Below are 6,901 nucleotides of genomic sequence, written 5' to 3'. Positions count from 1 at the left end.
GTTTTTACTATTAAATAAAATATTAGTTGTATTTTTAAGAGTTAATATAATTAATGTTTTTATAAAGTATTTATAAGTTTTAAATTCTTTTAATAAAAATAGCTTTTTATGTTTAGTGATTATGTTTAAGATTGTTTTATTATGGTGTGTTTTTAATTGTTTTTTAGTAGTTAGTGAAGGTTGTTTTAGAATGAGATTTTAATTGCTTTTTAGTTTTTAATTTAAAGTATTGTTTGTGTTATTGAGTGGGGTTGGGGGGGGGTTATAGTATTTATACATAGTATTAATAGAATAATTAGAAATTACGATTTAGTATTAAAAGCTAGTTTTAAAACAATCATTGATATGATTAACAAAATATACCTAAGGAATGTTTTGATGAAAAGCTATTTTCAAGATTTAAGACTAGAATTTACCGAATATAACAAGATGAAATTATTACAAGATTTAATGGCTGGTGCTACGGTTGCTGCTGTTGCTCTGCCTTTAGCGCTTGCATTTGGTGTTAGTAGTGGGGCAAGTGCAGCTTCAGGACTCATTACTGCTATTTTAGCTGGGTTTGTAATATCGTTATTTGGTGGAGCTTATTATCAAATATCAGGTCCAACCGGTGCAATGGCTGCTATTTTAATTGCCATAACTACTCAATATGGACTAACAGGTGTTTTTGTGGCTACTTTGATGGCTGGATTATTATTAATTTTTGCAGGATTATTTCATTTTGGTAGAGTGATTGCATTTATTCCTATGCCTGTAATTACAGGTTTTACTTCAGGAATTGCTGTTATTATTGCTTTAGGTCAAATTGATAATTTATTAGGTGTTAAAGCTAGTGGAATTACAACATTGGAAAAAACAATAAACTATTTTAAAATGGATTTAGATATTAATTATATTTCAGTTTTTATATGTATTTTCGTAGTAGTTTTTATGTTAGCTTATCCTAAAAAATATCAAAAATACGCTCCTGCTTCATTAATTGCACTGATAGTCGCTACATTAATAAGTATAATTTTTTCATTAGATATTCAAAGAATAGGGGTAATTCCTACTAACATAATCTTAGATGATAGGTTTGCTTTTAGTGATTTTGATATTTTACACTTAAAAGAGTTGATAACTCCTGCAATAAGTATTGCTTTATTGGGTATGATAGAGAGCTTGTTATGTGGTGCAAGTGGTGGTAGAATGGTTGGTGTTAGACTTAAATGCGATAGAGAATTAATAGCTCAAGGCTTAGGCAATATTTTAGTTCCTTTTTGCGGTGGAGTTCCTGCGACAGCTGCTATTGCTAGAACTAGCGTGGCTATTAAGTCTGGTGCTGTTACTAGGCTTACTGGTATATTTCATTCTATAATTTTATTGGTATCTATGCTTGTTTTAGCACCGATTATGAGTTTAATTCCACTTAGTGCGTTAGCTGGAATTTTATTTGTAACTGCATTTAGAATGAATGAGTGGCATACTATTAAATATTTTTTTAAAAATAGATTTAAAGGTGCTTTAGTTCAGTTTTTTGCAACTATGTTAGCAACTATTATTTTTGATTTAACAATTGCAATTTTAATAGGCGTGATTTTATCTTTAATGCTTTTAATGGTTCAGATTTCAAACTTAAAAATTAAATTTGATTATTTTGATAGTGAGAAATTTACTGATTTAAATTCTCCTTTACCACAACATATAAAACAAGCTGAAGTAATTTATATAATGGGAGCTATTATATTTTCTAATACGGATAAAATTTTAGAATTAACTAGCAGAATAAATTATAAAACAGCGATTATATTTTCTATGCGTGGGACAACTTATATGGATATTTCAGGAGCAAGTGCCTTTCTTGAAGTAATAGAAGCTATTAAAAAGCGAAAAATTCCCGTATTTATTGCAGGAGTTTCTCCTGATATTAAAGAAATTATGAAAAGAAGCGGTATTGTTGAAGCTATTGGAGTAGATAATTTTTATTGGAGCGTTGAAATGACTATTAAATAGCTATTAAAACTATTTAAAAGTATTTTTCAAAATTATATTTGGCGATATTGTTTTTTTGATTTTATAAAGATTTTTGGTGCTTATATTTTGTATTGTGTTTAAAAAGAATTTAAATTATCTTCTACTCATTCTAGCAATTACGCCTAAGACTTCAGCCGTTGCTTTATATAATTCTACAGGGATTTCATCTCCTACTTCACAAATCTTATAAAGTGATCTTGCTAATTCTCTTTGCTCATATATTGGAATATCGTGTTTTTGTGCTATTTCACGGATTTTAAAGGCGATATTATCAACTCCTTTTGCTAATACCACAGGGGCTTTATGCTTTGTCCTATCATAAGCAATTGCGATTGAATAATGAGTTGGGTTGGTAATTACCACATCAGCATTAGGGACATCTTGCATCATACGATTTCTTGCTGCTTGCATTTGAATTTGTCTGATTTTTGCCTTTACTTGCGGGTCTCCTTCCATTTGCTTGTATTCATCTTTAATCTCTTGCTTACTCATTCTAAGTCCTTTAAAATACTGAAAACGAACTATAAAAATATCAAGTATTCCAAATACTAAAAATGAGCAAATAACGGCTGCAAAAAGGATTATGATTTTATCTCTTAACCACTCCATTTGTTTAATGAGTGGCAAAATTGCTAAATGGCTAAGTCCTGGCAAAAAGCTATATATAAAATACCCAACAATGCCGAAAATAACGCTAACTTTTAGAATGATTTTTACTAATTCTATTAGCTTTTTCATTGAAATTATATTTTTAATGCCCTTGATTGGATTGATTTTGCCAAAATTAGGCATTATGGGTTTGAGTGTAAAATTAAAGCCTATTTGCATAACATTTGCAATAATTCCAGCAATAGCAATTGCAATAGCAAGTGGTAATACCATTAATGTAAGCTCTAAAAGGGTTTTAATACCTATTTTATAAAGCAATTTATTATCAATTTCGCTACCTATTAAACTCTGATAATAAATGTATAAAGCCGTAATTCTTTCGTGCAGAAAATAAACCCAAAATAAAGCAAAGCCAAAACCAACGCAAAGAGTTATAAGTGCTGCTACGTCTTGACTTTTAGCGACATTTCCTTCTTTTCTGGCGTCTTCTATCTTTTTATCTGTGGGTTCTTCTGTCTTTTCTGCATCATCAGCCATAATTATTCACCAAGTCTTATAGAAAAATCAACCCAAGTAGCCTTATAAATATTTGAGCCTGAACTTACTACATCAACTCCGCTTTTAGCATATTCAACTATGGTGTTTTCGTTAATATCCCCACTAGCTTCTAAGATAACTTTAATGCCTAAACTATCTCTTAATTTTACTATATTAGCACACTCACTAGGGCTCATATTATCAAGTAAAATCGCATTTACATTAGCTTCTAAAGCAGCCTTTACTTGTTCAATTGTATCGCACTCAATTTCAATTGGAGTGTAATATGGGATTTTGCTTTTTAGCTCTTTTATAAAAGATTTTAAATCCTTTACTCCAAGCAAATGAGTATCTTTTAGCATTATACAATCATCTAAACCTAAACGATGATTTTGCCCACCACCACAACGAATTGCGTATTTTTCAAACACTCTTAATCCAGGTCTTGTCTTTCTAGTATCAAGCAAAGCTACATCATAATCTTTTATTAAAGCTTTCATTGAAGCAACTTTTGTAGCAATCCCTGATGCGTGTTGAATAAAATTAAGTATGGTTCGCTCACTTATTAATAAAGTAGTTTTTAAGGTTTTAAATTTTGCTAAAATATCGCCTTTTTTAAAGCTCTGTCCATCTTTTATAAATAATTCATATTTAATATTTTGCATTTTACAAATCTCTTTAAAATAAGGCTCTCCCGCAAAAACTCCATCACTTTTAGCCTTAAGATTTGCTTTTATTATTTCATTATTTTCAAGTTGTGAGAATAAATCTCCCCTACCTAAATCATCATTTAATTCTTTTTTAATAAGTTCAATTTCGCTATTAATTAACATTATTTGCCTCCATTAAGTTTAAAAACTCTAAAAATGTATTGCTTAAAGCTACAACTTCACTAAAAGGCACACTTTCATTTGCTGCGTGGATTTTATCATTTACCACGCCTAATTCACAGACTAAAACGCCGTATTTTGCAAATAATCTAGCATCACTAGTGCCGCCTTTTGCGTTTAAGCTAGTATTGAAAATACCTTGATTTTCTAAGGCTTTTTTAAGAGTTTTTACAAGTATTGAATTAGCGTCTGTATAAAACGGCTCTGAACTTTGTTTGATTTCTAATTCATAATCTAAATTCTTTAAATTTTCTCTTAAAAAATCTTCTAAATCTTGCTTACTTGTAAGTGGAGAATTTCTAACATTTAGCATAATTTTAAACTCACTAGGAGTTACATTTGATGCACCAATTCCTGCACTTAAATTAGTAATTACTATTTTACTTGGTTCAAAAAACTCATTGCCTTTATCTAAATCAAATCCTGAAATTTTAGCTAAAAATGAAGCCCCTAAATGAACGGGATTTTTGCATTTTGATGGATAGGCTGCATGACCTTGAGTTCCTAATATTTTTATGTTTGCGTGAATGCTACCCCTACGACCAACTTTTATGCTATCACCGAAGTTTTTTTCGCAAGTTGGCTCGGCAACTATGCACATATTAGGCAAATCATTTCTTTTGTCTAATTCTTCTAAAACCTTGATAACTCCATCTTTACCATCGCCTTCTTCATCGCTTGTTAAAACAATGCTGATTTTTCTTATATTTTTAATATTGTTTTTGCTAAATTCTTTAATTGCATATAAAAATGCTGCAACGCCACTTTTCATATCTTGAGTGCCACGCGCTATTATTAAATCATCTTTTATAGTTGGTAAAAATGGCTCACTTTCCCAGCCATTTCCACTAGGAACTACATCAATATGTCCGCAAAAACAAATATGCAAACCAACTTTGTTAAATTCTTTGCTTAAGATTTGATTTGTAGTATTATTTATAGCTAGGATTTCATTATCAAAATTAGATAAAAACTCACTTGTAATTTTATAACAATTCTTAGCATCAGGAGTAACACTAGCTTCTTTTAAAAGGTCTATAAATAATTTTTTAAGCATTTTTTTCCTTTAAATGATAAAAGTCTAAATCAATTTCTTCTTGAGTAAAAGTTGGACTTGGTTTGCCTAAATAAAATCCTTGAAACTCATCTACACCAACTTCGATACATTTTTTAAATATTTCTTCTGTACTTACAAATTCTGCAACGGTCTTAATACCTAGAGATTTTGAGAATAAAACTATAGTTTTGACTATTTTTTCACTTTTTTCATCTTTTGTAATTTTTTCTATAATACTTCCATCTATTTTAATATAATCAGGCATTAATTCTAATAAATATGAAAAATTACTAAATCCACTACCAAAATCATCTATTGCTATTTTGCAGCCTAATTCTTTTATTCTTTTTAAAAAGTCTTTTATTTTTTCATTTTGTGAAATATTTTCATCTTCTAATACTTCAATAATTAAGCGATTAGCAACCCCTGTTCTTCTTAAAAGATTTATGAATTTATTATTTTTAGCACTATCAATCATATCCCTTCCGCCAAGATTTACGCATAAAACAATGTCTTGGTTTTCAACTAAAGTTTGAACAACTTTTTCTATTATGAAATTTTCAATGATTTCGTATTGCTTCATTTTAATTGAAACTGCTAAAAAAGCACCTGGAGTGATTACATCGGTTCCTTCAGGAGTTTTTTTGACAATTCTTACTAAAGATTCAAATTTAGTAATGTTTTTATCTTTATCAAAAATAGGTTGGAAAAAAGGTAAGATTTCATCTTTTGCTATTGCACTTTGAATTGATTTTGCTGTGCTTAGTTGATGGAAATATTCTTTTTCTTCATCTATAAATTTAGAATAACAAACGAAATTCTTATTATCTCTTTTTGCTCTTTTTAGTGCAATAAATGCTTTTTTAAGTGTATTTTCATTTTCTAAACAAAGTCCCATTGTAAGTGTTAAAACTATGCTAGCTATTTGGTGATTATATTCTATTGTTAAATCTTTATTTTTAAGCTCTTGCATAAGCTCTGTTACTAATTCTTCATACCTTTGTTCATCTTCAATATTATCTTCTAAAAGCGCAAACAAATCTCCATCAAGCTTATAGACTTCCAAGTGGTTTTCATCAGCAAAATCGCTCATAATTAAGGCAATATGTTTTAATAAATCATCAGCAGTATTAGCGTCAAAATAATCATTAATTTTTTTAAACTCATCAATATCAACTAATAATAATTTTGGATTTTTCATAAGAACGATTGATTTTTCCAAGCTTCTTTTATTTTTTAGTTGAGTTAGTGGGTCTATACTTGCTTCAATTTCAAGTTTTTCTATTCTTTTAGTGTATGTGCTAATACTTCTTTGATATTGTGTTGAGATATGATTTTTTTGTTTATATAAGTTATAAATTAAAATAAAAAAACAAATATTTAAAAGCACAGGTATGTAAAATTGGTAAAATCTAGAATTTGTAAGATAAAATTGGTTATTAAAGCCATAATAAATTCCATTAATTAATTCGTAATATCTTATGTCAAATTGATTTTTATCTACTTTTATAGCTTCGTAAAAACTATTATTTTTTACTAATTCTTTAATTTCTAATTCACTTAATTTAGGACTATTATCATTTTTTGAGATAATTTTATTGTCTTGAACGATAAATTCGCTTAATATTTTAGAAGATTTAAATTCTTCTTTATTTACTAATGAATGTAAGTAGCTTTCTGTAAATAATCTAACATAATTTCTAGAATCCATAAAAAGATAAAAATTAAGTAGAACAAAAACACCAATTAATAAATATAAAATATTTTTTATTTTTTTAAAATCCTTGTTTTCCAT

At 28.6% G+C, this 6,901-nt stretch carries 5 protein-coding genes; 1 reads left to right on the top strand and 4 read right to left on the bottom strand.

What is annotated here, in order from left to right:
* The first annotated feature begins 378 nt into the window (after positions 1–378).
* Positions 379–1,992, top strand: a complete 1,614-nt coding sequence (locus tag KJR01_RS04205; protein ID WP_214117407.1) for a SulP family inorganic anion transporter — start codon at positions 379–381, stop codon at positions 1,990–1,992.
* Positions 1,993–2,106: 114 nt separating this feature from the next.
* On the opposite strand, the gene flhB is transcribed toward KJR01_RS04205, so the two are convergent.
* The 4 genes from flhB to KJR01_RS04185 are packed head-to-tail and all read right to left on the bottom strand — an operon-like array spanning position 2,107 to position 6,901.
* On the bottom strand, positions 2,107–3,162 hold the full coding sequence (gene flhB, locus KJR01_RS04200; RefSeq protein WP_214117411.1) for a flagellar biosynthesis protein FlhB: 1,056 nt from the start codon (positions 3,160–3,162) through the stop codon (positions 2,107–2,109).
* The gene (gene nadC, locus KJR01_RS04195; protein ID WP_214117406.1) at positions 3,162–3,992 is read right to left on the bottom strand and encodes a carboxylating nicotinate-nucleotide diphosphorylase; all 831 of its coding nucleotides are present in this window, start codon (positions 3,990–3,992) and stop codon (positions 3,162–3,164) included. The genes flhB and nadC overlap by 1 nt, the downstream gene beginning before the upstream one ends.
* Positions 3,982–5,106, bottom strand: coding sequence for a succinyl-diaminopimelate desuccinylase (dapE, locus tag KJR01_RS04190; RefSeq protein WP_214117405.1), 1,125 nt, complete (start codon positions 5,104–5,106; stop codon positions 3,982–3,984). Before dapE ends, nadC begins: the two co-directional genes overlap by 11 nt.
* Positions 5,099–6,901 (bottom strand): EAL domain-containing protein, encoded by a 1,803-nt coding sequence (locus KJR01_RS04185; protein ID WP_214117404.1) that lies wholly within the window; start codon positions 6,899–6,901, stop codon positions 5,099–5,101. The genes dapE and KJR01_RS04185 overlap by 8 nt, the downstream gene beginning before the upstream one ends.

It is taken from the genome of Campylobacter sp. 2018MI10 (genome assembly GCF_018501175.1).
In the GTDB taxonomy this organism is placed as follows: Bacteria; Campylobacterota; Campylobacteria; order Campylobacterales; family Campylobacteraceae; genus Campylobacter_E.
The sequence above is the reverse complement of the archived record's forward strand: the minus strand, read 5'-3'. Positions and strand labels throughout refer to the sequence as shown.